Here is a 3,282-nt window from a genome sequence, read left to right as displayed (position 1 = left end):
AATAGGCTTCGGTCGGGTCGAGGATGTCGATCAGGTGGTGCGGCACGCTCGCGAGTTCTTCGGCGTTGGGCTTGGCGGTGCCGATGTCCATCTGGCGATACACCAGCGCCGAATCGACCGAGATGATTTCGCAGGGGATGTGTCTGGCGATTTCCAGCGCCGCCGCGGTCTTGCCGGAAGCGGTCGGTCCCATGATGGCGACCGCAAGGGGTGCCAAGGGTACTACTGGTGGAGCAAGCATCCTATTGACCGCGCAGGAACAGTTTGTCCATGTCGGACAGGGCCAGCTGGCTCCATGTCGGGCGACCATGGTTGCACTGGTCTGCGCGCTCGGTGGCTTCCATCTGGCGCAGCAGCGCGTTCATTTCCGGTACGGTCAGGCTGCGGTTGGCGCGCACGGCCGTGTGGCAGGCCAGCGTGCCGAGCAGCTCGTTGCGGCGCTCCAGCAGCACGCGCGAGCCGCCGAATTCGCGCACGTCGCGCAACACGTCGCGCGCCAGCGTCTGGGCATCGGCGTTCTTGAGCAGCGCCGGCACCGCGCGCACGGCCAGCGTGGTCGGCGACATCGCCGCGATGTCGAAGCCGAGTGCGCTCAGGGTTTCCTGATGCTCTTCGACGGTGCCGACCTCGACGGCGTCGGCGTAGAAGGTCACCGGGATCAGCAGCGGTTGCACGAACATGCTGTTGTCGTCGAGCGCATTCTTCAGTTGCTCATACAGGATGCGCTCGTGGGCGGCGTGCATGTCGACCACCACCAGACCCTTGCTGTTTTGTGCCAGCACGTAGATTCCATGCAGTTGCGCCAGCGCGAAGCCGAGCGGGAAGTCGTCGGCCGGCAGCGTTTGCATGGGGGCCCCGGCCGAGACAGGCATGACGAAAGCGCCCGGCGCTGCTTCGCTACCAAAGGTCGACGCCATGTCCAGATTGGTCTGCACGCCGGGCTGGAACATCGCCCCGTATTCAGCCGTGTTCTGCGCCACGCCAAAATTACCGGCGGAGAAATTCGGCCGCAGCTGTGCGCCGAACGCGTTCTGGTACTGCGGCTGAGGCTGCCCTTGCTGGTCGCGCATCCACGGCAGCGGACCGTTGCTCGCGGCTTGCGGCGCCGGCGCGTTGCCGAAGGAGGTGGCCGAGGTCGCAGCCAGCGCGCGGCTGACCGCGTGGAAAACAAATTGATGCACGCTGCGGCTGTCGCGGAAGCGCACTTCGATCTTGGACGGATGGACGTTGACGTCAACCAGCGCCGGATCGAGATCAAGCGACAGCGCGTATGACGGATAGCGGTCGCCGTGCAGCACGTCCTGATAGGCGGCGCGCACTGCGTGCACCAGCAGCTTGTCGCGCACGAAGCGGCCGTTGACGTAGAAGTACTGGCCATCGGCGCGCGCCTTGGAGGCGGTGGGCAGGCCGACGAAGCCGTGCAGGCGCAAGGGGCCGGCGCTCTCGTCGAGCGGCAGGCGGGCGTTGGCGAATTCGTCGCCGAGGATGTGGGCGCTACGCTTGGCGAATTCGCCGACGTTCCAGTGGTCCACCGTCTTGCCGTTGTGCGACAACGAGAAACTCACGTCCGGACGCGCCAGCGCAATGCGGCGCACGACTTCGGCGCAGTGGCCGTACTCGGTCTGTTCGGATTTCAGGAACTTGCGCCGCGCCGGCGTATTGAAATACAGATCCTGCACGTCGATGGTGGTGCCGGGCGCGCCGGAGGCGGGCACGACGCTGCCTTCCTGCGAGCCGATGATTTCCCAGGCGTGCGCGGCGTCGGCGGTGCGCGTGGTCAGTGTCAGCTGCGCGACCGAGGCGATCGAGGCCAGCGCTTCACCGCGAAAACCCAGGGTGCCGACGTTTTCCAGATCGGTCAGCGACGCGATCTTGGAGGTGGCGTGACGCGCCAGCGCCAGCGGCATCTGTTCCGGCGGGATGCCGCGGCCGTTGTCGGTAATGGCGATGCGTTTGACGCCGCCCTGCTCCAGGCGCACGGTGATGTGCGTGGCGCCGGCATCAAGCGCGTTCTCCAGCAATTCCTTGACGACGGCGGAAGGACGCTCGATGACTTCGCCGGCAGCGATCTGTGAAATCAGCTGGTCGGGCAGGGCCTGAATCGGGCGAAGAGGGCGGGACGGGCGATCTGGTGCGTTCATCCGGCGATTATACCGCCAGCCGGCTCGGGGCAATCCCTGAGCCGGCTGTGCCGGCTAATGACGGCCAGGCTCAGAACTGTTCCCAGTCGTCGTCTTTGGATGGCGCCGGCAGGGATTTCCCGGAAGGCGGGAGTTTGGCGACGGGCGCGGCTTTCGGCGCAGCAGCCGGCTTCGGCGCGGGAGACGTCCTGGCGACGAGTTTGCGCACCGGGGCTGCAGTTCCAGTTCCTGCAGCGCCGAATTCCATGGCATGCGTTTCGTCCAGCTTGAAGGTGCTGACCGACGCGGTCAATTTGTGCGCTTGGTCTTGCAATGATTGCGCGGCGGCGGCGGCTTGTTCCACCAGTGCGGCGTTTTGCTGCGTGGTTTGTTCCATCTGCACGATGGCATGGTTGACCTGCTCGATGCCGGCGCGTTGTTCCTGGCTGGCCGAACTGATTTCGCCGACGATGTCGGTCACGCGCTTGACGCTGGCAACCACCTCGCCCATGGTGGCGCCCGCTTGTTCCACCAGCTTGCTGCCGGCTTCGACCTTCTCGACCGAGTCGTCGATGAGGCCCTTGATTTCCTTGGCGGCGGCGGCCGAGCGTTGCGCCAGGCTGCGCACTTCCGAGGCGACCACCGCAAAGCCGCGGCCTTGTTCGCCGGCGCGTGCGGCTTCCACCGCAGCGTTCAGGGCGAGGATGTTGGTCTGGAAGGCGATGCCGTCGATCACGCTGATGATGTCGACGATCTTGCGTGAGGATTCATTGATCGATCCCATGGTGTCGATCACCTTGCCGACCACCGCGCCGCCTTGCGAGGCCACTTCCGAGGCGGACAGCGCGAGCTGGTTGGCCTGGCCGGCGTTGTCGGCGTTCTGCTTCACGGTCGAGGTCAGTTCTTCCATGGCGGAGGCGGTTTCTTCCAGCGAACCGGCTTGCTGTTCGGTGCGACTCGACAAGTCGAGATTGCCGGTGGCGATTTCGCTGGAGGCCGTGGTGATCTGCTCGGTGCCTTGGCGCACGTCGGCGACCACATGGGCGAGGCCTTCGCTGATGCCGTTGACGGCGCGCATCAACTGGCCGATTTCATCCTGCTGGCCATCGCTGACGCGCACGCGTGCAGTCAGGTCGCCGCTCGCCAGCATGTCGGCGGCGGC

At 65.7% G+C, this 3,282-nt stretch carries 3 protein-coding genes; all 3 read right to left on the bottom strand.

Annotated features, from left to right (window positions below; genetic code table 11):
* Window positions 1-241 (bottom strand): isopentenyl transferase family protein (locus HLUSI_RS0100500; RefSeq protein ID WP_330987091.1); only part of this gene is annotated, 241 nt, incomplete at its 3' end.
* A 1-nt stretch (window position 242) separates the two neighbouring features.
* Complete coding sequence (mutL, locus tag HLUSI_RS0100495) at window positions 243-2,141, bottom strand: DNA mismatch repair endonuclease MutL (protein WP_016832090.1); 1,899 nt, start codon at window positions 2,139-2,141, stop codon at window positions 243-245.
* Window positions 2,142-2,211: 70 nt separating this feature from the next.
* The coding region (locus HLUSI_RS26315) for a methyl-accepting chemotaxis protein (RefSeq protein WP_016832089.1) at window positions 2,212-3,282 on the bottom strand (1,071 nt) is incomplete at its 5' end.

The sequence above is a fragment of the Herbaspirillum lusitanum P6-12 genome, assembly GCF_000256565.1.
Lineage (GTDB): Bacteria > Pseudomonadota > Gammaproteobacteria > Burkholderiales > Burkholderiaceae_D > Herbaspirillum > Herbaspirillum lusitanum.
This window is presented reverse-complemented; position numbering and strand designations above follow the sequence as displayed.

Bases quoted from the DNA above. Each gene is read 5' to 3' on its own strand.
- mutL (WP_016832090.1), bottom strand. From the start codon at position 2,141: ATGAACGCACCAGATCGCCCGTCCCGCCCTCTTCGCCCGATTCAGGCC.